The organism is Microbacterium sp. bgisy207 (genome assembly GCF_057706855.1).
The window spans coordinates 76258-99351 of the sequence record NZ_JBYIPB010000004.1 but is presented as its reverse complement, the minus strand read 5'-3'; the positions used below and the strand labels follow the sequence as shown (position 1 = coordinate 99351).

Genomic DNA, 23094 nt, shown 5'->3' with positions numbered 1-23094 from the left:
GCTCAGGCGATCTCCGGGATCTGCCCGGCCGCTTTGGCGGCGGCGAGATCGATGAACACGTCAGTGTTGAACTGGTAGGCCAGCAGCACCTCGTCGATGACGCGCTCTTGCTCCTGGGCGTCCCAGGGCGCGGCATCCAACTGCTCGCGGTAGACGTCCTTGAACGCGCGGGGATCGGCGATGTCCTCGAAGATGTAGAAGCCGATCCCGTTCGTTTCGAAGCCGAACTGACGGGCCATGAGCTTGCCGATGAACTGCCCGCCCGACAGATCACCGAGGTATCGGGTGTAGTGGTGAGCGACGAACCCGCCAGCCCATGTCGTCCCGACCTCGTTGATGCGGTCGACGTAGCGCCGGGTGCTCGGCAACGGCGCGATGCGCTCGCGCCAATCGGGGCCGATCAGGAACTCGAGATCTGCTTCCAGCGCCGGGATGCGGGTGAGTTTGTCGCTGATGAAGGGGGCTGCGACCGGATCGTGGCGCATCACATCGGCCGCCCGCTCGATCGCGTCGTACATGAACCAGTGCTGGGCGACCAGGGCGATGTAGTCCTCGCGCGTGCCTTCGCCTTTCATGAGGTCGCTCATGAAGCCGGCGTGCTCGCTGCCCGAGTGCGCCCCGCTGGAGCGCTCGCGAAGGGCCGTGGAGAACGGAGTCACGGGAGTCATGACACCAGTGTACCTTCAGGTAAGCCGAACCTTACAAGGGCGAATTTCCGCGGCGAGCGCCGTCGGCATGAGCGGCGTCGAGTCAGGCGTGCGGGCGGGGCGTGATCCCCAGCCGGTCGCAGGCGGTGTCGTACAGTTTCACGATCTCGGCCCGGATCTGCGGTCGCTGCGTGATCTGGCCGCCAGGCCAGGCCACGGCAACGTCCACGGTGGAACCGTCGGACAGTTCCGCTTTCCACACCCCGCCGTCGCCGGTGAGATCCGACATCCGGGCACTCACGGCATCCGAGGGACCGAACGCCCGCGCAATGAGTAGGTTGTCGTCGCCGTGATCGCCGTTCATGTGGGCGAGCACACCATCACGGATGCTGTCGTCGAAGCGATACGTCATGGTCACAGCGTAGGCGTCGTGATCTTCGCGTGATGTTGATGTGTTTGAATGCTGGATGCACGGACAACGGGGGTTGGGTATGGGTGCGACGATCCTCAGGCGACGGTTGAGCGCACTCGGAGTCGGCGTTGTCGCCCTCGCGGCGGCCCTCGTCGGTTGTGCTCCCGTGGAGGCTGTCGAGATCGACGTGCCCGCCCAGGTCGAGGGCGGATTCCCCGCTGAGACGCAGGCGCAATTGGACGCCGCCCTGGCCGAGGCCATGGCCGCCACGGGCGCGTCCGGTGCGATCGTGGGAGTGTGGGCGCCGTGGAGCGGCTCCTGGGTTGCGGGGGTCGGCACGCAGTCGCCCGGTGGCGGTGCCGCCGTTGACGCCGATATGGAGTTTCGTGCGGCGCGGGTGACGCGGGCCATGACGTGCGACGTGCTCTACGCTCTCGTCGCGCGCGACGTCGTCTCGCTCGGGGACCCCGTGTCGAGGTACGTCGGCGGAGCGTCAGGCCTCGAGGACGTGACCCTCGGACAGCTGTGCGACAGCTCGTCGGGCATCGGCGCATCGGCGCCGTCGCTGTGGAACGAATGGATCCGGACCCCGGACCGCATCTGGCCGCCCCTCGAGCTTGCCGCGTACGGCATGGGACGCGAGCGTACGACGGAGCCCGGCGATGCGTTCGTCGACTCGGACGCCGGCTACCTGCTGCTGGGTGTCGCGCTGGAGAATGCCACGGCGACATCGCTGCCCGAGCTGTTCGAGAAGTACGTGACGAAGCCGCTCGCGTTGGACTCCACCTGGTTGCCGGACTCGGAGCCGGCGACCCCCTCGGGCAGTCGCGGAGACACATCCCTGCAGGGCAATCACTCGCTGCCCGGCGAGGATGGCCAGTTGTTGTGCGCGGATCCGATCGACATCACCGAGCTCTCGGCGAGCATGGGCTTCGCGGACACGGGTGCGGTCTCGACGATCACCGATCTCGGACGCTACGCGCAGGCTCTGGCAACCGGCGCTCTGCTGGGCGAAGGCCAGACCCGGTTCGACAGCCCTCGCGCGGCCTACCCGAACGCGCCCACGTGGTACACGTACGACGGCGGGGCGTACACGGCCGGCGGCCTGGTCGGCCAGCACGGCACGATGCCCGGTTACCTCACCGCTGCCTACGCCGACCCGGATTCGGGTCTGACGGTCGCCGTGGTTCTCAACAACTCCGCGGCTCCCTCGGGGCTCGCGGCGAATCTGGCGTGGGAGCTCGCGGCGATCGCCTCCAAGGCGCCCGCCGCGGCGGGACAGACCGCTCCGGCTGCCGGTTTGCCGTGGACGGCCGAACAGCAGGCGGAGACCATTCGCTCGGCTGCGGTCTGCCCGCTGCCCGCGCAGTGATCGCGGACGACGGGTGAGCGCCGCACCCACTGGGCCGCGGTCGTCGTCGCCCGTCGCGGCGGGCATGGTCGTGGCGGGTCTCGTGTGCCAGGAGGTCGGCGCATCCCTCGCGGTGCTGCTCTTTCCCGCGGTGGGTCCCCTGGGGATCGTCTCACTCCGACTGGGGTTTTCGGCGATCCTGCTGGTGCTCATCGCGAGACCGCGCGTGCGTGGCTACGGACGGGCGGCGTGGCGGTCGGTCATCGGCTTCGGTCTCGTTCTGGCGCTCATGAACGGCCTGTTCTATCTCGCGCTGGAGCGGCTCCCGCTCGGCGTCACGGTGACGATCGAGGTGCTCGGTCCCCTGGTGCTCTCGGTGGTCGCCGCACGTCGTGCCAGCGCATGGTTGTGGGCTGGACTCGCGTTGGTCGGGGTCATCGCTCTGGCCGGCGGGGGATGGGATCGGTTGGACCCCCTCGGCGTGCTCTTCGCCCTCGGTGCGGCATCCAGCTGGGCGTTCTACATCCTCGCGTCCGCGGGTGTCGGCCGCCAGTTCCCCCGGCTCGACGGCCTGGCCCTCGCGATGGTGATCGGTGCTGTCGTCGCGCTGCCGTGGGGCCTGATCGCCGCTGGTGGGGCGCTCCTGCGAGTCGACCTGCTCGCCCTCGGCGCGGCGGTCGCGGTGCTGTCGTCGACCATCCCGTATGCGCTCGAACTGCTGGCATTGCGGCGGCTTGCAGCATCCGCGTTCGCGATTCTGATGAGTCTTGCCCCCGCGACCGCCACCCTCGCGGGATGGCTGCTGCTCGGTCAGGACATGACGTGGCTCGAGATCGTCGGCATCGCGCTGGTCATTGCGGCGAGCATGGGTGCGGTGCGCACCGCATCTGTGCGGACGGGAACGGTCGCGGAGGGGACGGATGCGGCGCCCGCTGAGCCCCTACCCTGAACGTGCGTCTCGCTCGGAGGCCTCTTGCGCGCTGGAGCCGCCGAGGATCGTGGACACGAGATGCGCGGTGAGGGTGTCGGCCCCCTCGAAAAGAACGCGGGTGCGCACGCCCTCGTGGTCCCGGGCGCCCAGGCGCTGTCCGCGCATGTCGACGACCGTCGACCCGCGCGAGGGCCCCTCCGTGGTGTCGATGACCACGGGAACCCGAAGGCTTCGGCCGATGCCCGGCGCCCCGACCGCCGTCATCGCCGCGAGCGGGTCGTGCAGGGGGCTGAGCCTCTCGCCGAACTCCGGGACGTAGAAGTCGAGGTAGTGGTCGAGGATGTCGCCGACGGCGCGCGCGAACGGATCGGCGGAGGCGAGCAGGAGGTCCCGTTCGTCGTCGGTGAGGATGTGGTTCATCGTCACGTCCAGCGGCACGAAGGTCACGTCCCAGTCGGCGCGGGCAAGGGCATCGGCTGCGGCAGGGTCGTTGAAGATGTTCGCCTCCGCTGCCGGGGTGATGTTGCCGGGGACAAGGGCTGCGCCACCCATCGTCGTGACTCCGGCGATCCGCGACGGGAGAGTCGGGTCGCGCTGCAGCGCGATCGCGATGTTGGTGACGGGGCCGATGGTGAGGAGATGGAGCTCGCCGGCGTGGGTATGCGACAGATCGAGGAGAAGGTCAGCTGCGTCCCGAGCGTCGGGCGAGGTGCCCGAGTCGGGGAGGATGACGCCGCCGATGCCGTTGTCGCCGTGCACATGGGGTGCTCCGCCGCCGTACGTATGGGTGAGGTGGTCGTGGGCGCCGACCGCGACGGGGATGCCCGAGGAGCCTGCCAGCGCCAAGAGGTCGAGGGTGTTGCGGGCCGCCTGCGCAGCATCCGTGTTCCCGCTGACCGTCCCGATGCCGACGAGATCTGCGGCAGGGGAGCGCAGCAGGTAGGCGAGGGCGACGGTGTCGTCGATGCCGGTGTCGCAGTCGAGGTAGAGCGGAAGAGGCGCAGTCATGTCGCTCCCGGGAGTGAGGTGAGCGGACGGCGCTGTCCGGGGCGCGTCGCGCACCTCTTCGGTTATATCGCGCGCGAGGCTCTCGGTCGTACCTGCAGTGACGGTGCGTGATGGAATGTCGACATGACATCCCGAGGTCTGGGCCCGCTCTGTGTGGTCGGAAGCATCAACGTCGACGTGTCGGTCACGGTGGGCCAGCTTCCGATTCCTGGCGAGACCGTGCGGGGTGTCGGACCGCTGCGCGATGCCGGCGGAAAGGGCGCGAATCAGGCAGCTGCAGCCGCTCGGTTGGGTGCGACGGTTCGGATGCTCGGCGCCGTCGGGGACGACGATGACGGCCGGGCCATGGTCGAGAACCTGCGACGCGCGGGCGTCGATACGTCCGGCATCCGTGTCGTCACGGAGCCGACGGGAACCGCACTGATCACGGTGGATGCCGCGGGCGAGAACACGATCGTCGTGTGCGCCGGTGCGAACGACGCGGTCGAGGGATCGGGTCCGTTCTCGCCCGAGGAGGCAGTGCTCGCTCAGCTGGAGATCCCGCCGCGCGCGATCGAGACGCTCGCGGCATCCGTGCCCGGGTTCTTCGCGCTCAACGCGGCTCCCGCCCGGGCGGTCTCGGCGTCGGTCTTGCGGCGCGCGGACCTCGTGATCGTCAACGACGCCGAGTTCGCCGCGCTGCCGGCGGTCTCGTCGGCGCGCCTCGTGGTGGTCACCCACGGAGCCCGGGGGGCTTCGCTGTGGCGAGAGGGCACGCGGGTCCTTTCCGCTCCGTCACCGGCCGTAGAAGCCGTGAGTGCCGTCGGTGCCGGCGACGCGTTCAGCGCGGCGATCACGCTCGCCATCCACGCCGGGTGGCCCGACGATGTCGCACTGGCTGCCGCGTGCGCGGTGGGCGCCGACGCAGTGACCCACGCCGGCGCCCAGCCGCCCCTTCGCTCGCTCGCTGCGTACCGGTAGCGCTCAGCCGGTGACGTCGCGGGAGCGCAGCGCGAGAGCCGCCGCGCCCGAAAGCACGATCGCCACGCCCCAGACCGCCGCGATGCCCCAACTGAATCCGGATTCGAGCGGCGACTGGCTGTACGCCCACGAGTAGGGCGAGAGCCGCTCGACCCACGCGAGATCCTCGGATTGGTTGGCCACCGCCTGCAGGGCGTATCCGTACACGGCAATCCCCGCACCCGCCGCGACCCCGACGACTCGACGCCCCGTGATGGCGCCGGCCAGCAGCGCTGCTGCCGCAGACAGTGCGCCCAGCCCCGTGAGGGCTGCGATCGCTGCGATGATTCCGGATGCCTCCAGCCCGAGTTCCGAGGGGCGATCGAGGATGCCGATCACCCCACCGATGACGATGCCGAGCGCGATGAGCTTCACGAGGATCGCCAGGGCGTTCTCGAGAACGTAGGCGACGCGGCCGATCCCGTGTGCCAGGTCGAGTTCGAGGCGGCCGCTCTCGTCGGCGCCGCCGATCGCGCTCGCGCCCCATGCGGTGGTCGCGATCACGATCAGGGCGAAGCCGATCAGACCGAAGAAGGTCGCTTGCGCGTAGCCCGAACCGGTGCCGATCTGGTCGTAGCCGAGCGCGTCGACCAGCTCCGGCGGCAGTGTGGCGATGATCTCCTCGAGAGAGCCGTTGCTTCCGAACGACGGAAACAGCGGAAGGTACAGCGCGAGGGCAGCCGCAAGACCCAGCGCCCACGCCAGCAGTCCTCGCCAGGAGTCGCGCAGGTTCCGGGTTGCGACGGGAAGCAGACGGGCCATTTCACTCGCCTCCCATCGGGCGAGTGGACGGACGTGTCGCATCGCTGCTCGACGATCCGTACAGGCGCATGACCGATTCTTCGAGGTCAGGCTCCTCGATCGACAGCTCGGCCACATGGAAGCGCGCCAGCGCCTTCACGAGCGGGTCGAGTTCACCCTCGATCGTGGCGTTCACGATCACCCGGTCATCCAGCGCACGGACCTCCGGAGGTGCGCTCGGCGAGAGGGGTGCGATCGTGGCGCGGACCGCGCGGGGGTCGGCATCCGTCAGCACAGCACGCACGCGGCGGACGGCGCCGAGCCGGAGCTCATCGACCGCGCCCATCGCGACGATCCGTCCGGCGCTGAGCACGGCGACCTCGTCGGCGGCCTGCTGGATCTCGCTGAGCACATGCGAGCTCAGCAGCACGGTCTGGCCGTTCTCGCGGGCCTCGTGCACGAGCCCCAGGAACTCGCGCTGCATGAGCGGGTCGAGTCCGCTCGTCGGCTCATCGAGGATCAGCAGGGGCGGCTCGTGCATGAACGCCTGGATGAGCCCGAGTTTCTGCTTGTTGCCCTTCGAGAGCGTACGGACGGGGCGGGTGAGGTCACAGGAGAAACGCTCCGCCAGCTGTGCGATGCGTCCGGGCGCCACGGGCCCCGACACGCTCGCATAGAAGTCGAGCAGGCGCCCGCCGGTTGCCCGCGCGTCCATCCGCAGCTCGCCCGGAACGTACCCGATCCGTCGGCGCAGCGCGGGCCCGCCCGCTCGCGGATCGCTTCCGAGCACGCGCGCAGAGCCGCTGGTCGGACGGATGATGTCGACCAGCATCCGGAGGGTCGTGGTCTTTCCGGCTCCGTTGGGGCCGATGAGGCCGAACACCGATCCGGCGGTGACCGAGAGGGTCAGGCCGTGGACGGCGGTGCGCCGGCCGTACTGCTTGCGCAGGTCTTTCAGTTCGATGGCAGGGGTCATTCCCCGCTCCTTTCGCGGAAGAGAAGTGTGTGTGTGGATCCCGACGTCAACGCGCCAGTGGCGGATCGGGATCCTGGTGAGGGTCGTTGTCGCCCTTGCCCGAAGGCGGACCGATCGGTCGCGCCAGCGCATCCCGCGCGGCGGTGAGGAGCCGGTCGTCGGCGTACAGGCCGTGCGTGTAGAGCTCGAGCAGCGGAAGGGTGAGGCGGCGCAGCAGCGTCTCGCTCAGACCTTCTTCGCCGAGGCTGCGTGACAGCTGCCGGCGCAGGAGCACCGGTGCGAGGCTGTACAGCGTCACCGCCGTGGCAGTCACATCCATGTCGGACTGCGGGCGCAGCATCCCCGCCGCGGCCTGCTGGTCGAGCAGTTCGCGTGTCGCGCTCGCGAGGGAATCGAACAGATCGTCGGCAGCAGAGGTGTCGGAGGCCAGCATCCGGGCCATGTAGTCCAGCATCGGGAGGTAGCGCTCGCGATCCGCGAGAGCGGCGCGCATCATCGCTGAGGCGCTCGCACCCGCGAGCCGACTCTTGTCGGTGACGAGGACCTGTACGACGTGTTCGTCGCATGCGGTCCGGAGCCCCTCCTTCGACCCGAAGTGATGCACGATCAGCGCGGCGCTCACCCCCGCGCGCCGCGCGATGTCACGCAGGCTCGCCCCGTCGAAGCCCCGCTCCGCGAACGTCGCGATGGCCGCGTCGCGGATGCGTGCGCGAGCGCTCGGGTCGGACCCTGACTCCATGAGGGAGACATTAAACAGTTGTTCAGTCCTCGTCAAGTGCATCGTGGAGTGGTGGTCCGCGCTCGCATGCGGGAGCCAATCTCAGGGCGAATGATGGCGTTCGACTGCCGCTCGCGCAACCCCCTGGGTCGTGTACACGGGTGCGGCTACCGTCGGGTTCGTTCGCGACACGACGGTCGCGCTCTGCGGAGAAAGGAGACACCCATGGGATTCATGGAAGACGCGAAGAAGAACGTCTCGGAGGCTGCGGAGAACACTGCTGAAGCCGTCCAGGAGGGCGTGGATCGCGCCAAGGACAAGGCGGAGGAGATGTCGGCCGAGGCTGACGTCAAGAAGGCCGAGGCCGAACGCGATGCCATCAAGGCACGCAACGACGTCAAGGAAGCTACCCGCGACTGACGTCCCCTGAGCCCGAAGGCCCGCGCAGAGTACTGCGTGGGCCTTCGATGTCTTCTGCGGCGGACGTCCGGGCGTGCCGGCTCCTTGGAGGGGCTGACGGGAATCGGCCACTGCGCCACTCCGCACGCCGCTGCGCGGCGCGCGGAGCCTCGGGCGCAGCGGGACCCCCCGCGGGCGGGATCGGTTCCTACGGCACCCACACGAATGCCCTCCCGCACCACCTGCGGTGGCACGTGAGGGCATTGGAGGGGCTGACGGGAATCGAACCCGCGCTGTCTGCTTGGGAAGCAGAAGTTCTGCCATTGAACTACAGCCCCACACGCCGAAGCGTCCAGCCAGCATACCAAGCGGTAGGAAACGCGGCAGTCCAAGCCCGGCGACATATCTCCGCAACCGTTCGGTGGCTGTGCGTACACCCAACGGAAAGGACGTGTGCATTCCGCTCTCGGATCATCGTCGCGTCCCGATCGCCTGCACGTCTCTGTGTGGATGACGGCTGGCCTGGAGGAAGCCATTGAGACGCCGCCTGAATGCGATTCCTCTGACCCTTAGCGTCGCGCTTGTCGTCGGAGGGTGTACAGCCGGGCTGGCGCCGTCGCCGACGCCGGAGCCGGTGGGAACCTACGAACGGATGCAGCCAGACTTCGAGGTGACCGGCGCGGTGGGCATCTCGATGGCGAGTGAGCCGGATGCCGTGGGGCGCGACTCCGGGGAACCGATAGCGGATCTTCTCACGCAGTGGGGCGCCGATGTCGAACTCGCCTACGCCTCCCGAAACGCGCAGACCCAAGAAGAGCAGATCGACGCGATGATCGACGCCGGTGTCGAGGTGCTTCTTGTGCAACCTGTCGATGAGTTCGGTCTCTCGGAGGTGCTGTCGCGGGCCGCAGGTGCGGACATCGCCGTGGTCGCATATGACCGGCTGGTTTGGAACACGCCCGACACAGACTTCTATGTCGGATTCGACAACTTCCAGGTTGCAGTCGACGTCGCGACCGCGACCCTGGCAGGCCTGGGACTTGCGAACGTGGATGGTGAACCGGCGACAGTTCCTCCGGACCCGGTGGCGGTCGAGGTGTTCGCGGGGCCAGCGAACGACGCGTTCTTCGGCTTCGGATTCAACGGGATGGTCAAGAAGGTCTTGGCGTTTGCGCAAGCGGACGGGAGGGTGTTCTTTCCTGCAGGCGACCCGACACCCGACGCATCCGCCACTGACATCGACAACGCAGGCGATATCGCCGACCGAGTGTCGGCGGTGACGCCCCAACTCGACAGCGGTGAGCCGCTCGGCATTGCGGCGATCAATAACGACATTGCAGCCGAGGTCATCGATGAACTCAAGCGCGATGGATACACACCCGGCGATAAGTGGCCGATCGTCGTGGGCGCCGGAGGCGGAGCCGACGGGTTGCGTGCCGTACGACGGGGCGACCAGTTCGCCACGATCCTGCTCGATGAGCGCGCCCTGCATGAGACAGCTGCGGCGGTCGCGGCATCCCTACTCAGCGGTGCTTTCCCCGAATCTCTCGACGTCGACGGATACGGATACAACAACGACGCCGAACTCGTCCCCACCTATCTCGTCGAGCCAGTCATCGTGACGCAGGCCAATCTCTCCCAGACAGTCTTCGGCAGCGGCTATCTGACACCTGGGGACCTCGACGGCTAACGGATAGGCTGGCCCCGTGCTGCTCTCGGACCGCGACATCCGCCAAGAAGTCCTATCCGGCCGAGTTTCGCTCGACCCGTGGGACGCAGAGATGGTGCAACCCTCGAGCGTCGACGTGCGGCTGGACCGCTACTTTCGGCTTTTCGACAACCACAAGTATCCCTACATTGATCCAGCGGTCGAGCAGCCGGATCTGACGCGCCTGATCGAAGTCCGCCCCGATGAGCCGTTCATCCTGCATCCAGGGGAGTTCGCCCTCGGATCAACATTCGAGCAGGTCAGCCTTCCAGACGACATCGCGGCGAGGCTGGAGGGCAAGTCATCGCTCGGTCGGCTCGGACTTCTCACCCACTCCACGGCGGGCTTCATCGACCCGGGTTTCTCCGGCCATGTGACTCTGGAGCTCTCTAACGTTGCGACGCTGCCGATTACCCTGTGGCCGGGGATGAAGATCGGCCAGCTGTGCTTCTTCCGGTTGTCGTCACCAGCTGAGAACCCCTACGGTTCGGGCCCGTACGGCAACCGCTATCAGGGCCAACGTGGACCTACCGCGTCGCGGTCGCATCAGAACTTCCACCGTACCGATGTCGGCGTGCGTGAGGATCGCGCCGGCAGCGCGTAGACCCCTCGGACAGCAATCGGACACCTGTTCATCACCCGCGCGAAAGCCCCTGGCTATCGCGGGCTCTGATGATCCCTCATGCAGGCGTCTCCCGCGCCGGCCCCCGGCGAAACCCCGGCCGGGATATCTCGGTGGTGGCCAAAGGATGCCGTGGGCGCTGTGGTTGTGGGCAACGACGCGGGTGTGGTCCCGAGCGCATCCGTCCTCCTCCGGACCTTCCCCTCGATTGAGGATCCGATGGTGCAGAAGTGGATCCGTTTTCGCAACGCCATTCTCGGTGACGCCCCCGTTGCTCTCGTAACGCCCCCGGGAAGTAAGAGTTTCAAGGCGACCAGCTCGGCCGCCCGTTCCTCCCGACTCAGCGACGGTGTGCTGTACTGGCGACTGGTCGCGAGCAACAACAGAGAACTGGGCCGTAGCGCGTTCCTCTATCAGAGCGTGGAGCACGCTCGACGCCATGTCGAACGCATCATGTCGGCCTCGGCAGAGTTGACGATCGACGCCGTGGCCGATCGGCCCGCGCTCCGCCGCGGCTGGGTGCTCTCTCTGGATGCGGCTCCCGTAATGACATCCGCGCGTTGGTATTCTTCCTCGTCCACAAGCGTGTCCTCCGCCATGTCGGCACTCGCCGCTTTGCAGGGAGCCCGGGTCCTGGTCGGGCCTGCCCGCGCAGCATCGACGACACGGCTCGAACATGACTCCATCGCTGGATGACGGCTTCGTCATGAGCGCGGCAGCGGACCTCATCTCCGGCCGCTTTCGCCTGACCGAGCTACTGGGCTCGGGGGGTTCGGCGTCGGTGTTCGCTGCGGTCGACGAGCGCTCCGGCAGCGAGGTCGCCCTCAAGCTCCTGCATCCGCACCTGACCGGGCGCCCCGCCGCACGCGCGTTCTTTCTCGCCGAGGCGGGCCGCGCGGGAACCCTCCGGCATCCGCGCATCGTCTCGGTCCTGGATGTCGGGGTGGATGAGGATCGCGACGAACCGGTGGTGTGGATCGCGCTGGAGCGGGCGCCCGGCGCGACGCTCGCTGAGCATGTCCGGCTCCGTGGACCCCTGGACCCTCAGGACGCGGTAGCCCTGGTGGATGCCGTCCTCGATGCACTGACGGCGGCGCATGAGATCGGGCTCGTCCACCGCGACATCTCGCCCTCCAACGTCATGTTCGACACGGATGCCGCGGGCCACGTCGATCTCGGCAGCATCCGGCTTCTCGACTTCGGCATCGCTGACGTCACAGGCGAAGCCGCCGTCGGCGCGGCAGAGCTGCTGAGCGTCGCCGAGGGTGACGGCGTCGGGGTGCTCGGCAACGCTCGGTACCTGTCCCCCGAGCAACTTCGCGGCGAGCCCGTGGACGAGCGCGGAGACGTCTACCAAGTGGGCGCCGTGCTATACTTCGCAATCGTCGGGCAGGCTCCCTTCGCGCGCACCTCGTCGATCGAGAGTGCCCGTGCCCACCTGGAGGCACCACCGCCGGTGCCGTCCGTCGCGCGGCCGGGCGTGCCGCGCTCGCTCGACCGCATCGTCGTGCGCGCGATGCTCAAGAGCCCCGATGACAGATTCGCGGATGCCGCGGCGATGCGCGCAGCCCTCGCCGCGGCACTGGTCCTGCCCGCCGCGGCAGCTGGAATGACGACGGCAGTGGCCCCGTCCACGCCCTCGACAGTCGATGCACGCGTCGATGAGCCGAGTCCCGCGGAGACCTCGACCGGCGTCACTCGAGTGATGGGCGCGACGTTGGCCACGCGCCGTGATCCGGTCGCCGTCGTCGACCCCTTCGCCGGTGTGCACAGGCACCGTCGCTCGGGCGGCATCGCGGTCATGAGCACGGTCGCCGCGGCCGTCATCCTCGGCGTCGGGATCTCCCTCGTCACCAGCCCGTCAGCTTCTGTCACGACGGACCCCACACCCACGTCCACGGCGGCGGCTCCGACTCCGACATCCGCGCCGACGGAGTCGCCTGCGACACGCGTGGAGGTCACGGTGCCGCCGGTTGAGCAGCTCAGCGTCCCCGAGGCGATCGCCGCGCTCGAGGCGGCGGGCCTGGTGCCCGGACCTGTCACCGAGTCCGACGGCCCTTGGCCGCAGGGGCGCGTGCTCCAGACCGAGCCGGCCGCACAGTCCCGCGTCGCGCGCGGCAGCGTTGTGTCGATCGTCGCGGCCTCGGGCTTTGCCGTGATCCCCGCCGTGGCGGGGCTCCTGCCCGCAGACGCGCTGCAGGCGGTGTCGGCGGCAGGCTTCGCTCCGACAGCGTCGAATACCGGCGCGACCGCGATCGTGGTCGGCACGAATCCCGCGGAGGGGAGCCGTCTGCCGGTAGGGTCGGCCGTCGCCCTCGTCGAGCGCGCCTCGAACCCGACCCCGACCCCCAGCCCGACCACTACAACGGCCCCGACGGCCCCTCCCCCCTCGCCTCCTGCCACCCCGACTCCGCAACCGACAGGGACTCCGTGATGACCGCCGTGTCTCCTGCCGCACACATCAGCGAAAGCGCGCCTTTGCACTCTCGACGCCTTGCGTTCACCGTCCGCGCTGAGGATCAGGCAGACAGCCGCGACGCTGCGTGCCTGCCCGCTCCGTCGCCTCGTCCGCTCCGTCCCTTGACGCGAGTTCACTGCCCCACTCCGGAGGATTCCCCGATGTCCGTCATGCGCTTCCTCGGTGGTCGCGCATGACCGAGCTTCGACCCTCCCGGGATGACGCCGTGACCGACCAGCTCGCGGGTCAGGATGACGGCCAGCACGTCACGGTCTTCGACGAAGTCGCGGATGTCTTCCTCGCCGACGAGGTCACCCAGATCGTCGACGAGCCAAGGCTCGAGCATCCGATCGATGGGGCCCGCTCCCTGAAGTCGAAGCCGAACAAGGCCGACAGCATCTTCCGCGCCGTCGCCTACGCCGCGGGCGGCGTGACTGTGGCGATCATGTTGGCGGTCGGCCTGTTCCTGTCGATCCGGGCGGGATCGGCGCTGCAGGTCGCGGGCATCGGATTCCTCTTCGAGCAGCAATGGAATCCCGAGGCCGGGCAGTTCGGCATCGGCGCGGTGCTGTTCGGCACGGTCTCGATCGCGATGATCGCCATCACGATCTCGCTCCCCCTGTCGCTGGGCACGTCGCTGCTCATCTCGGAGGTCCTCCGGGGACGCCTCAAGCAATGGGCGATCACGCTCGTCGACCTCATGGCGGCCGTTCCCAGTGTCGTCTTCGGCCTGTGGGGTGTGTTCTTCCTGCAGGAGAACATCATCCCCGTGTCGCAGTGGATCTCGACCTACTTCGCGTGGATCCCGATCTTCGCCGTCACGGGCGCCGACGGCACGCCGGCCACGGATGCCAGCGCCTTCACGTCATCCGCCTTCATCGCCGGCCTCGTGGTGTCGCTCATGATCGTCCCGACCCAGACCTCGATCATGCGCGAAGCGTTCATGCAGGCGCCGCCCGGGGAGCGGGAAGCGGCCTACGCCCTCGGGTCGACGCGGTGGGGCATGATCACCGCAGTCGTGCTGCCGTTCGGCCGAGGCGGCATCATCGGCGGGACGATGCTCGCCCTCGGGCGCGCGCTGGGCGAGACGATCGCGATCTACATGATCATCTCGCCGATCTTCTACATCAACTGGGAGGTGCTGAAGACGGGCAGCAACTCGATCTCGGCCCTCATCGCTCTTCGGTACGGCGAGGCCAGTGAGTTCGGCCTGTCGGCCCTGATGGCGGCCGGACTCGCCCTGTTCCTCATCACCCTCGTCATCAACTTCAGCGCGTCGTCCATCGTCGCCCGATCGCGCTCCGGCGCACAGACGGACGGCTGATGACCACGACGATCGACGCACCCGAGCTGGTGGAGCCTGCGACCGAGGAGGCCGTGCGCCGCACCGCGATTCCCGACCCCGGTGAGACCCCCACCGGCCCCCGCCGGAGTCTGCGCGGCGTGCGTATGGATGACGTGTACGCCGTCGTGGGCGCGCTGGCCGCGGCGATGGCAGCCGCCACCCTGATCTTCGGATGGATCGCCCCCCTCACCGGACCCATCGGCTGGGTGATCGTCGCCTTCCTGCTCTTCGTCCTCTTCTACGCGCTACTGATCGCCGTCAACGCCGACGGTCGTGAAGTCGTCGACCGCGTCATGACGGTCGTGCTCGCCAGCGCCGGCATGATCCTCCTCGGGGCGCTCGTCTTCGTCGTCCTGTTCGTCATCACCCGCGGCGCGGATGCCCTCTTCCACGTGAACTTCTTCACGCAGGACATGGAGTTCGCCGGCCCACTCGATGGCCTGGATGTCGGTGGTGTGTCCCACGCGATCATGGGAACGCTGATCCAGATCGGGATCGCCCTGAGCATCACGGTGCCGCTGGGCATCCTCACCGCGGTCTTCCTCAACGAGGTGGGCGGACCCTTCGCGCGGTTCGTGCGCACCGTCACCGATGCCATGACCGCGCTTCCCTCGATCATCGCGGGCCTGTTCGTGTACTCCGCGATCATCCTGCTCATCACCGGACAGCGCTCAGGCTTCGCTGCCGCGATGGCGATCACGGTGATGATGCTCCCGATCGTCGTGCGGGCGGCGGATGTCGTCCTGCGACTTGTCGCCGGAAACCTCCGTGAAGCCTCCTACGCGCTCGGCGCCTCCAAGTTCCGCACCGTGTGGCACGTCGTGCTCCCGACGGCCCGATCCGGCTTGGCCACGGCCGTCATCCTCGGCACCGCTCGCGGGATCGGCGAGACCTCGCCCGTCCTGCTGACTTCCGGTGTGACGGCCGTCATGAACCTCAACCCGTTCGAAGGCCCGATGATCTCCCTGCCCCTGCAGGTGTTCGACTTCGTGCGATCCCCGGAGCCGAACATGATCGCGCGCGGTTTCGGGGCGGCGGCGGTGCTGATGCTGCTCGTGCTCGCGCTGTTCGCGATCGCCCGCGTCATCGGCGGCCGCGGGCCGGGAGACCTGACGCCGCGGCAACAGCGCGCAGTGCTGCGCCGCTCCCAGAACGACGCCCTGCGCATGGATCGAGCCGCGCGCGCGAGGGCCATGTCTGCCACCCCGCCCCAGGAGGACACACCATGACACGCTGGCGCACCCGCATCGCCGGCCTGATGAGCCTCGTGCTCGTGGCCGGTCTTGCCGTCGCGACTGCTGCCCCGGCGCAGGCGGCAGGATTCGAACCCATCTCAGGCTCGGGTTCCACGTGGTCGCAGAACGCCCTGGACCAGTGGCGCTCCAACGTCGCCGCGAACTACGGTCTGACAGTCAACTTCTCGGGCGTGGGCTCCACTGCGGGTCGTCGCGACTTCATCGAGGGCACGGTCGACTTCGCCGTGAGCGAGATTCCGTTCCAGTCCGTCGCCGAACCCGGCGCTTCTCCCGAGGTGCCTTTCCCCGCCAACAAGCAGCGGGGATACGCCTACATGCCGATCGTCGCGGGCGGCACGGCGTTCATGTACCACCTCGTGATCGGCGGGAAGCGCGTCACGAACCTGCGCCTCTCGGGTGAGGTCATCACGAAGATCTTCACCGGCAAGATCACCAAGTGGAACGACCCCGCGATCAAAGCGGACAACCCGGGCCTCGCGCTTCCCGACAAGACCGTGACCCCGATCATCCGCTCGGACGGCTCGGGGACGACGGCCCAGTTCACGCTCTGGATGTCGAAGCAGCACTCTGCGCTGTGGAGCGAGTTCGCGGCATCCGTCGGTCGGGGCCCCGGGCTCACCTCGCAATATCCGCTCTTCCCCGGCGCCAAGGGCCAGACGGGATCGAACGGCGTCTCTGGGTACGTGGCACAGGCCTACGGCGAGGGAGCGATCACTTACGTGGAGACCTCGTACGCGATCGAGCAGGGCTTTCCCGTGGCCAAGGTGCTCAACAAGTCGGACTACTATGTCGAGCCCACCTCGGAGGCGGTCGCGGTCGCGCTGCTGTCGGCTCAGATCAACACCGACCCCAGCTCGCCCGACTACCTCACTCAGATTCTCGACGGGGTGTATAACAGCGGCGACCCCCGGGCGTATCCGCTCTCTAGCTACTCATACATGATTGTCCCGACAGAGGTGAAGACGAGCGCCGCCGCGACATTCACCGAGGCCAAGGGCGCCTCTCTCGGCACGTTCGCCAGCTACTTCCTCTGTGAGGGGCAGCAGCAGGCCGGACCCCTCGGTTACTCGCCGCTGCCGATGAATCTCGTTCTCGCAGGCTTCGAGCAGATCAAGCGAATCCCGGGAGCGGGCGGCGCCAACGTCGATCCGAACAAGTGCAACAACCCGACTTTTTCCCCCGGAGACAACCCATCGAGCAATCGGCTCGCTGCAACCGCTCCGCAGCCCGCCGCGTGCGACAAACGCGGATCCGACCAGTGCACCAGTGGCACCGCAGGTGCCAAGGATCCGACCGACGTCTCGGGTTCGGGCTCGGGAGGCACGTCCTCGAACACGGCGGGCGCCACCACGACCACGGGAGGCGCGACCTCGGGCACCGCCGCGGGTGCCGACGTCCTTTATGACGAGTACGGAAACGTGATAAGCGGGACCGGCACTGCCGGAAGTGCCAACGTCGTCGCGTCGCCCTACACGGTGGAGGCCACCGGGTGGGGGTGGCAGCAGTCGACGATGTTGGGCGCAGTGCTGCTCCTGCTCGCCGCGGTGATCACCCCGCCGCTCGTCATCCGTGTCGTACGACGAGGAAACGGAGCCGGTCGGTGAGTGCGGGGTCTGTCATGGCGCCTCGCCGTGCGCGACGCCGCCAGCAACGGCGCCTTGCCTTGCGCGCCTTAGTGACGGGCATGGTCACGGCGCTGGCCGTGGGTGGCGTGATCGGAACGCTGCCCGCGCTCGTCTCCGCTCCGTCCGCGGCCGCGCAGGACGCTGTTCCGACCGGCACCCCGACGCCCGACCCGACCGACACCCCGACGCCCGACCCGACCGGCACCCCGGCCACCGGCGTGACCAAGACCGCGGATGACGCTCTGGTGAGCGAGGGATCACCGTTCCCCGACCTTTCGGTGACCGTCTCCCAGACGCAGGACCTCGTCCAACAGGGCATCCGCGTCAGCTACAGCAACGGTGCAGGACTCGCGAGTCAGGCGCCTGGCTCGGGGTCGGGCGGCGCCAACTACCTGCAGATCGCGCAGTGCTGGGGAGAGGATCCGGCCAACCCGGGCCATCCCGACCGGCGCACATGCCAGTACGGGGGCACGGTCGGCATCGGCGCCACCCGAGATGGCACTGTCCTTCCCACACGGGTGAAGGACCAAGATCAGGTCCACACGGCGACGTACCGCATCCTCGGTCGGGAGGAGTCGTACACCGCGATCCCGTTCGTCGGCTACAACCCTGCCGGCAAGACCGACGAGACCGCAGGCGAGGAGTTCGTCGTCAACGCCATCGAGTCCGTGAACGGGGTGAATCGGCAGAAGACGGGCGACAACGCCGTCGACGTCAACACGAACCGCTTCTTCACGCAGTACACCACCAATGAGATCGCGTGGGCTCCCTTCGCTGCCGATGGCACGGGGTCGGTGCCCTTCGAGATACAGACGGTGGCTCAGTCGACCGGTCTCAGCTGCGGTCTGCCGCAAACCCTCGACACCGGTGCGGTCGTGGGCAAGTCGTGCTGGCTCGTTGTGATCCCCCGTGGTTCGGATAGTGGGACATCCTCCACGACGCAGTCCGGACTGTGGTGGGATTCCTGGCAGCATCACATTGCGTTCGAGCTCGATTTCAAGCCCGTCGGCGTGCGCTGTGAGCTCGGACAGGCCGAGAAGCAGGTCGCCGGAAGCGAGATGATCTCGCGGGCTATGCAGTCGTGGCAGCCACAGCTGTGCACCCTGGAAAACGGCGCACCATTCGTCCTCAGAGATGCCAACGAAGCCGATGCGCTGGTCGATGCATCGCGGACGACATCCACGGCCCTGGCGATCACGACGCGCCCGCTCGATCTCGACCAGACGGCGTACACCACCGATCCGGTCGTCTACGCGCCTCTTGCCTTCGGTGCGGTGACAGTGTCGTTCTCCATTGACCGCAATCCCAGTTCGACTAACGCAACGGCCGACCAGCTCTCCCGAGCGCGGCTCCCGATGACGGCGATGAACCTGACGCCGCGATTGCTCGCAAAGCTCCTCACGGCGTCGTACTACGATGCCGTTCCCGCCGGCGCCGGTGCCGACAAGTCGCACCTCAATCTTGTGAATCGGGCGACGGGTCTGCGCACCTCCACCCCCGCACCCAGGAATCTGCTGTTCGATCCAGACTTCCGTGCCGTGAACGATCCCGAGTGGGCTGTCCAGGCCCTCGGTGACATCTCGATCTCGGACGCTCTCATGCCCAATGGGCGCTCGGACCTCGCATACCGGGTGTGGGAGTACATCCTCGCGGACTATGAAGCTCGGGAATGGCTGGCGGGGAAGCCCGACCCCTGGGGTATGACGGTCAATCCCTGGTACTCGACGAGCGACACCGTCAATCCCACCGGTCGCGGCCTTGTGCTGCCCGCCGAGAACTTCCCGAAGGCGGACCCGACCGAGAAGGTCGACGACACCACCTCCCCGGGCGGATCCGGACCGATCAACCTGGTCACCTGGCGTCCGTTCACGAGCGGATTCGCCGACGGGGCCTACCTAGTGCTGCGCGGCGACGGCAAGACGTTGGGTGCGTGGAACGGTCTGGCAACTCCCCCCCGTTACACGACGGAGCCGAAGAAGAACCTCGGGCTGCAGGCAGTGATCGCTCTGTCGACGTCGCCAGCGGCATCCCAGTACCAGACGATCACCGCCGCGCTGCAGAATCAGGCTGGAGCGTTTGTCGCCCCGAACACGGTGGGCCTTCAGGCCGCCCGCGATCTCATGACGCCTGTCGAGGATCAGCCCGCGGTCTTCGAGCTGGACTTCGCTGACGAGAAAGTCCGCGCCTCATCGGACGCCTATCCGCTGACGGTACCTCTCTACGCCGCACTCAATCCCGACCAGGAGGGGAAAGAGACGCGCGCCTCGTACGCGGCGTTCATCCGCTATGCCGTGACCGAGGGGCAGACTCCGGGCACCGACCGCGGTGATCTGCCGCCGGGCTATGCGCCTCTCACTGCGGCGCAGGCATCTCAGGCGCTGACCTCCGCGACGATCATCGAGAATGGGCGGCCCCCGACACCGACGCCGACTCCGACCGCGTCGACGCCCCCTCCCTCGACGACAACGACCACATCAGGTGGCTTCGTCTCCACGCCGCCATCCACCCCCGTCACGCCGTCCGAGACGGCGCCGGAGCAGGGGGGCGAGGTGACGTTCCAGCCCGCGGGAACGACGCCCGCCGATCCCGAGACGCCACTGGGCGCAGCGGCCATTCCCATCGGCCTCGCGGCGGGTGTGGCGGCGGCCATTGCGGTGCCGCTCATCTCGCGGTTCCGCGCGCGCGTCTGACGTCCGCCGTCACGGCGTCGATGACGGCACCTCCCGGGACTCCTCTAGACAGCGCACTGTCAACGTCCCCTTAGTCGAATACTCCCGGTTTGTTCACCTGGAGCGCCGAACCTCAGAAACGGCTTGGAATCTCCTTGCCGCCAGCCCGGAGCCACCCGCCCGAAAGGTGCAGTGTGGGCCGGATCCCCACACAGAAGAGGACCCCGTGAAGAAGCAGATTATTGGTGGTGCCGCCGCCATCGGCGTCGTCGCCTCGCTCGTTCTCGCCGCACCCGCGGCCTACGCCGAGCCCGTCGGTGACGGGTACGTTGTCGTCGGATCCGACACCCTTGAGATCGCGATGGACCTGCTTGCCAACGGCACCAACGCGAGCGGTGCTCCCGTGCGCGTTCTTGGAGCCGACGGCAGCACCGTCGACAACTTCGCCGCCGCGCCTAGCGGCGTTAACCTGCCCGGCGGAAAGATCGTTGGCAAGCCCTTCGGCACCCCCTTCCTCCGCCCCAACGGCTCGAGCGACGGCCACCGCGCTCTCTCGCGCTCGATCGACGGCACCGTCTGGAAGGACGGCTCGATCATCACCGGTCAGGTCGACATCGCTCGCTCGTCGAGCACTCCGTCCGGCGCCAACGCCAACGGCCCCGTGGCGGCTGTCCCGTTCGGTCGTGACGCACTGGGGTACGCATCCAACAACGTTGCCCTGAGTGGCCTCACGTCCTCGCAGATCGAGCAGCTCTTCGAGTGCACCCTCGACCCCAACTCGACGATCAACGGCGTCCGCGTCGGCGACATCGTCCCGGTGATCCCGCAGAGCGGGTCGGGCACGCGTGAGAGCTTCCTCTCGATGCACAGCATCAGCCCCCTCGGCGCCTGTGTCGCGACTGGTCAGGAGCACGAGACCCGCTACATCTACAGCGACACCACCGCCACGGTCCAGGTTCCGATCGGCAACACCACGACCGAGGTGAAGGGCACCACGGGCACGACGGTGTCCACCGGCTTCCCCGCGTCGGTGGTCACCGCCATGTCGGCGATGCAGTGGATCATCCAGAAGAACATCCCCGCGTACAACCGCATTGGCGCGGGCTTCGAGATCTACTCGCAGGTCCCGACGGCCCCCACGCCCGTCGACGTCAACAACGGCGTGTTCGTCCCGAACAGCGCGTTTTACGCGTCGGCCGCCGGCCGTGACACGACCCTGCTGGTGGAGTACGCCCGCATCGACGAGAACGACGCCAAGTACGACGCCGTCCTCGCTGATCTGATGAGCGGCGACAAGCTCGGCGACGTCACGACCTCGTTCCTGCCCTCCGACGTGATGTCGGCCAAGCAGGCGCTGGGCTTCGGTGTGCCGAACTCCACCACCGTCAACCGCTACAACCTCCGCGCCAACTAAGCGCTGCACAACAGGAGACAAGGGACATGAACTCGAAGAAGTTCTTCTCGCGCGCGGCTATCGCGGGTGTGGCTGCTGCTGCTCTCGTGGTGACCGGTGCGACGGGTGCCTCGGCCGCTGAGGGTCGCGATTCCGGTGACGGACGCACCCTCGAGCAGCCGCAGAGCAACGGTTCGCTCGACACGTACTTCCTGCTCGATGGGGGCACGGGTGCGTACGTCGAAACCGACACTGACAACGACGGATGGCTCGACACGGCGTTCGCGCCGTCGAAGAACCTGGTCGCTGTCGGCAACAACAACGGCACCGTCGGCCAGGCCGCGACCTACGCGGCGATGGACCCGGCGATCGTCACCGGTGGCGACGACACGTGGGACCAGCTGTATGTCGTGCTCGATGACGACATCTCGGCCGGTCGCTCGAGCTGGAGCGCGTGGACGCAGTCCTCGGCGATCAACCGCAAGGCCGCAGCGTTCACCAGCCTTACCCTGACGGGCAAGACGGGTGGATCGCCGGGCATCAACGCGGTTCTCGCTGCGGGTGGTCAGTTCCAGCACGGTCTGGTGTTCACCAAGAACAACGGTCAGACCGTTGTCGGCGCGATCTACCGCACGGTGGACATCACGGCCGGTGGCACTTACCGCATCTCCGCGGTGGAGTACCACGCCGCTGCCGCGCCCGACTTCGCGAACTACGCCGCGACGGCCGGCGCGACGGCGACGCTGCGCAACGGCAACCTGGAGCTCGCTGCCACGGCGGCGAACGCGGGCAAGACGGTCGACATCTGGGTCGAGGGGCAGTCCTCCCCGACTCACACGGATGTCGTCCTGGATGCCTCGGGTGAGGCCATCGTGACCTCCGCGATCGCCTCGGGTGCGCGTATCGCGGTTGTCGAGGGCGAGACGGTCGTCGCGTGGGTCACCACCGCCGACTACGTCGTCTCCGAGCCGACCGACGCCACCGACGCTGCCACCAAGGTGACCATCGCAGCGCCGGCGGAGGGTGTGACCACGGTCGTCATCCCCGCGGGTGTGGCCAACGCCAACCAGACGTTCACCGCGTTCGGCTGGTCCAACCCGGTCAACCTCGGCCAGGTCACGACCGACGCCAACGGTGACGTGACCGTCGACGCTGCGGCGCTCGGCGTCGGCGAGCACACGATCGCGCTCGTCGACGGCTCCGGTGACATCGTCGCCTGGGGCACCGCCGAGTTCTCCTCCTCCACCACGGGCCAGACCGATGTCACGGTTGACGTGACCGTGTCGGGGATCTTCTCGCTGACGGGTGTCGCCGCGTCGGTGGACCTGGGTGACGTCAAGCGTGGCGAGTCCACGACGGCGGCTCTCGGTGCCTTCACGGTGACGGATGACCGGGCCCTGCTGCCCGGTTGGACGCTGAACGCCTCGTCCACGCCGTTCGTCAACGCGTCGGCAGGCAACGACCAGATCGCCGCCTCGGCCCTCTCGATCGCTCCGGCGATCGTGTCGGGTGAGTCGACCGGTCTGACCGTTCCCGGCTCACCGCTGGCTGGTTCGGGTCTGTTCGCCGAGGGTGCGCTGAACTCGTCCACCCTGGAGGCGGGCACCACGTTCAACGCCGACCTCACCTTCGCCGCTCCCGCGTCGGCCAAGGCCGGGACCTACTCGTCGACCCTGACGCTGACCCTGGTCTCGAAGTAATTCCGGATGCCGGCCTCCGCCGGCGCCCCTAGAGAACCCTGTGCGGGGAGTCGCATCACGGCTCCCCGCACAGGGACAGGGGTTCCTCCTGCTGCAGCCATCGAAAGGACCCGGTGCTCGGAGTGGCTCTTCGTCC

At 67.9% G+C, this 23094-nt stretch carries 20 protein-coding genes and 1 tRNA gene; 14 read left to right on the top strand and 7 right to left on the bottom strand.

Annotation, left to right across the window (positions count from 1 at the left end):
• Nucleotides 1–2 precede the first annotated feature (2 nt).
• Nucleotides 3–668 (bottom strand): biliverdin-producing heme oxygenase, encoded by a 666-nt coding sequence (locus AC3ENO_RS04940; RefSeq protein ID WP_434969514.1) that lies wholly within the window; start codon nt 666–668, stop codon nt 3–5.
• An 82-nt stretch (nt 669–750) separates the two neighbouring features.
• Nucleotides 751–1059, bottom strand: coding sequence for a DUF2470 domain-containing protein (locus tag AC3ENO_RS04935; protein WP_434969512.1), 309 nt, complete (start codon nt 1057–1059; stop codon nt 751–753).
• Nucleotides 1060–1165: 106 nt separating this feature from the next.
• Between AC3ENO_RS04935 and AC3ENO_RS04930 the strand changes: the two genes are divergently transcribed.
• Both AC3ENO_RS04930 and AC3ENO_RS04925 read left to right on the top strand, forming a co-directional pair.
• Nucleotides 1166–2431 (top strand): serine hydrolase domain-containing protein, encoded by a 1266-nt coding sequence (locus tag AC3ENO_RS04930; RefSeq protein WP_434969511.1) that lies wholly within the window; start codon nt 1166–1168, stop codon nt 2429–2431.
• A gap of 64 nt (nt 2432–2495) precedes the next feature.
• Nucleotides 2496–3359: an EamA family transporter gene (locus AC3ENO_RS04925; protein ID WP_434969632.1), complete on the top strand. Its 864-nt coding sequence runs from the start codon at nt 2496–2498 to the stop codon at nt 3357–3359.
• Here AC3ENO_RS04925 and AC3ENO_RS04920 read toward each other — a convergent pair.
• Entirely contained in the window at nt 3351–4349 is a 999-nt protein-coding gene (locus tag AC3ENO_RS04920) for a nucleoside hydrolase (protein ID WP_434969510.1), read from the bottom strand. The genes AC3ENO_RS04925 and AC3ENO_RS04920 overlap by 9 nt on opposite strands.
• 123 nt (nt 4350–4472) lie before the next feature.
• Here AC3ENO_RS04920 and AC3ENO_RS04915 point away from each other — a divergent pair, with 123 nt between their 5' ends.
• Entirely contained in the window at nt 4473–5309 is an 837-nt protein-coding gene (locus tag AC3ENO_RS04915) for a PfkB family carbohydrate kinase (protein WP_434969509.1), read from the top strand.
• Between the two features lie 3 nt (nt 5310–5312).
• On the opposite strand, the gene AC3ENO_RS04910 is transcribed toward AC3ENO_RS04915, so the two are convergent.
• Genes AC3ENO_RS04910 through AC3ENO_RS04900 form a run of 3 tightly spaced genes read right to left on the bottom strand, consistent with a single transcriptional unit; the run spans nt 5313 to nt 7804 of the window.
• The gene (locus AC3ENO_RS04910) at nt 5313–6110 is read right to left on the bottom strand and encodes an ABC transporter permease subunit (RefSeq protein ID WP_434969508.1); all 798 of its coding nucleotides are present in this window, start codon (nt 6108–6110) and stop codon (nt 5313–5315) included.
• A gap of 1 nt (nt 6111) precedes the next feature.
• Nucleotides 6112–7065 carry an ABC transporter ATP-binding protein gene (locus AC3ENO_RS04905; protein ID WP_434969507.1) on the bottom strand — a complete coding sequence of 318 codons (954 nt, stop codon included), beginning with the start codon at nt 7063–7065 and terminating at the stop codon, nt 6112–6114.
• Between the two features lie 46 nt (nt 7066–7111).
• Nucleotides 7112–7804 (bottom strand): TetR/AcrR family transcriptional regulator, encoded by a 693-nt coding sequence (locus AC3ENO_RS04900; RefSeq protein WP_434969505.1) that lies wholly within the window; start codon nt 7802–7804, stop codon nt 7112–7114.
• A gap of 204 nt (nt 7805–8008) precedes the next feature.
• On the opposite strand from AC3ENO_RS04900, the gene AC3ENO_RS04895 reads away from it, so the two are divergent.
• Nucleotides 8009–8203 (top strand): hypothetical protein, encoded by a 195-nt coding sequence (locus AC3ENO_RS04895; RefSeq protein WP_434969504.1) that lies wholly within the window; start codon nt 8009–8011, stop codon nt 8201–8203.
• A 243-nt stretch (nt 8204–8446) separates the two neighbouring features.
• Here the strand turns inward: AC3ENO_RS04895 and AC3ENO_RS04890 are convergent.
• Nucleotides 8447–8520, bottom strand: a tRNA-Gly gene (locus tag AC3ENO_RS04890).
• Between the two features lie 296 nt (nt 8521–8816).
• Here AC3ENO_RS04890 and AC3ENO_RS04885 point away from each other — a divergent pair.
• The 10 genes from AC3ENO_RS04885 to AC3ENO_RS04840 all read left to right on the top strand — a co-directional run bounded on the left by AC3ENO_RS04885 (nt 8817) and on the right by AC3ENO_RS04840 (nt 22958).
• A complete protein-coding gene (locus tag AC3ENO_RS04885) occupies nt 8817–9872 on the top strand; it encodes a substrate-binding domain-containing protein (protein ID WP_434969503.1) in 1056 nt (351 codons plus the stop codon).
• Between the two features lie 16 nt (nt 9873–9888).
• Nucleotides 9889–10494, top strand: coding sequence for a dCTP deaminase (dcd, locus tag AC3ENO_RS04880; RefSeq protein ID WP_434969502.1), 606 nt, complete (start codon nt 9889–9891; stop codon nt 10492–10494).
• 150 nt (nt 10495–10644) lie between these two features.
• Nucleotides 10645–11208 (top strand): YegP family protein, encoded by a 564-nt coding sequence (locus tag AC3ENO_RS04875; RefSeq protein ID WP_434969501.1) that lies wholly within the window; start codon nt 10645–10647, stop codon nt 11206–11208.
• A complete protein-coding gene (locus tag AC3ENO_RS04870; protein ID WP_434969500.1) occupies nt 11189–12946 on the top strand; it encodes a protein kinase domain-containing protein in 1758 nt (585 codons plus the stop codon). Before AC3ENO_RS04875 ends, AC3ENO_RS04870 begins: the two co-directional genes overlap by 20 nt.
• A gap of 217 nt (nt 12947–13163) precedes the next feature.
• Entirely contained in the window at nt 13164–14294 is a 1131-nt protein-coding gene (gene pstC / locus AC3ENO_RS04865; RefSeq protein ID WP_434969499.1) for a phosphate ABC transporter permease subunit PstC, read from the top strand.
• Nucleotides 14294–15544: a phosphate ABC transporter permease PstA gene (gene pstA, locus AC3ENO_RS04860; RefSeq protein WP_434969497.1), complete on the top strand. Its 1251-nt coding sequence runs from the start codon at nt 14294–14296 to the stop codon at nt 15542–15544. The genes pstC and pstA overlap by 1 nt, the downstream gene beginning before the upstream one ends.
• Nucleotides 15541–17175 carry a phosphate ABC transporter substrate-binding protein PstS gene (gene pstS, locus AC3ENO_RS04855; RefSeq protein ID WP_434969496.1) on the top strand — a complete coding sequence of 545 codons (1635 nt, stop codon included), beginning with the start codon at nt 15541–15543 and terminating at the stop codon, nt 17173–17175. Before pstA ends, pstS begins: the two co-directional genes overlap by 4 nt.
• Before the next feature lie 80 nt (nt 17176–17255).
• Nucleotides 17256–19886: a hypothetical protein gene (locus AC3ENO_RS04850; RefSeq protein WP_434969495.1), complete on the top strand. Its 2631-nt coding sequence runs from the start codon at nt 17256–17258 to the stop codon at nt 19884–19886.
• Between the two features lie 205 nt (nt 19887–20091).
• Nucleotides 20092–21279, top strand: a complete 1188-nt coding sequence (locus tag AC3ENO_RS04845) for a hypothetical protein (protein WP_434969494.1) — start codon at nt 20092–20094, stop codon at nt 21277–21279.
• 26 nt (nt 21280–21305) lie between these two features.
• Nucleotides 21306–22958 carry a hypothetical protein gene (locus AC3ENO_RS04840; protein ID WP_434969493.1) on the top strand — a complete coding sequence of 551 codons (1653 nt, stop codon included), beginning with the start codon at nt 21306–21308 and terminating at the stop codon, nt 22956–22958.
• The last annotated feature ends 136 nt before the right edge of the window (nt 22959–23094 follow it).

Coding starts and splice junctions, on each gene's coding strand:
- AC3ENO_RS04895 (WP_434969504.1), top strand. CDS start 8,009: ATGGGATTCATGGAAGACGCGAAGAAGAACGTCTCGGAGGCTGCGGAG.
- pstS (WP_434969496.1), top strand. CDS start 15,541: ATGACACGCTGGCGCACCCGCATCGCCGGCCTGATGAGCCTCGTGCTC.
- AC3ENO_RS04935 (WP_434969512.1), bottom strand. CDS start 1,059: ATGACGTATCGCTTCGACGACAGCATCCGTGATGGTGTGCTCGCCCAC.
- AC3ENO_RS04940 (WP_434969514.1), bottom strand. CDS start 668: ATGACTCCCGTGACTCCGTTCTCCACGGCCCTTCGCGAGCGCTCCAGC.
- AC3ENO_RS04900 (WP_434969505.1), bottom strand. CDS start 7,804: ATGGAGTCAGGGTCCGACCCGAGCGCTCGCGCACGCATCCGCGACGCG.
- pstA (WP_434969497.1), top strand. CDS start 14,294: ATGACCACGACGATCGACGCACCCGAGCTGGTGGAGCCTGCGACCGAG.
- pstC (WP_434969499.1), top strand. CDS start 13,164: ATGACCGAGCTTCGACCCTCCCGGGATGACGCCGTGACCGACCAGCTC.
- AC3ENO_RS04915 (WP_434969509.1), top strand. CDS start 4,473: ATGACATCCCGAGGTCTGGGCCCGCTCTGTGTGGTCGGAAGCATCAAC.
- AC3ENO_RS04910 (WP_434969508.1), bottom strand. CDS start 6,110: ATGGCCCGTCTGCTTCCCGTCGCAACCCGGAACCTGCGCGACTCCTGG.
- AC3ENO_RS04850 (WP_434969495.1), top strand. CDS start 17,256: ATGGTCACGGCGCTGGCCGTGGGTGGCGTGATCGGAACGCTGCCCGCG.
- AC3ENO_RS04870 (WP_434969500.1), top strand. CDS start 11,189: ATGACTCCATCGCTGGATGACGGCTTCGTCATGAGCGCGGCAGCGGAC.
- AC3ENO_RS04905 (WP_434969507.1), bottom strand. CDS start 7,065: ATGACCCCTGCCATCGAACTGAAAGACCTGCGCAAGCAGTACGGCCGG.
- AC3ENO_RS04925 (WP_434969632.1), top strand. CDS start 2,496: ATGGTCGTGGCGGGTCTCGTGTGCCAGGAGGTCGGCGCATCCCTCGCG.
- AC3ENO_RS04920 (WP_434969510.1), bottom strand. CDS start 4,349: ATGACTGCGCCTCTTCCGCTCTACCTCGACTGCGACACCGGCATCGAC.
- AC3ENO_RS04840 (WP_434969493.1), top strand. CDS start 21,306: ATGAACTCGAAGAAGTTCTTCTCGCGCGCGGCTATCGCGGGTGTGGCT.